Genomic DNA, 339 nt, shown 5'->3' with positions numbered 1-339 from the left:
GGTCGGCACGGTGTGGGTCGACGCCGGCTACCGCACCACGGTCATCGAACGTGGCGCCGCTCATGGCATCGATGTGCAGGTAGTGCCGAAAGCCCCAGGACAGAAGGGGTTCCAGCCGTTGCCCAAGCGGTGGGCGATCGAACGCACCAACGGTTGGATCATGCTCCATCGTCGACTCGTCCGCGACTACGAAACGTCACCAGAGCACTCGCGGGCCCACATCCACTGGGCCATGATCGACAACATGAGCCGGCGCCTCACCCATGAGACGACCCTCTCCTGGCGCGACGATCAACCCGAAACAGGCACACCAACACTCATTTAACCAAGACGCCCTCT

General features: G+C 62.5%; 1 protein-coding gene. It reads left to right on the top strand.

The annotated features are described in order from the left end of the window. The coding region (locus tag EFE23_RS27940) for a transposase (protein ID WP_148058573.1) at positions 1 to 325 on the top strand (325 nt) is incomplete at its 5' end. Positions 326 to 339: the final 14 nt, after the last annotated feature.

Origin of the sequence: Micromonospora solifontis (genome assembly GCF_003725545.1) — a bacterium.
GTDB lineage: Bacteria > Actinomycetota > Actinomycetes > Mycobacteriales > Micromonosporaceae > Micromonospora > Micromonospora solifontis.
Note: the sequence above shows the minus strand (reverse complement) of the source record. Positions and strands in the feature narration are given on the sequence as shown.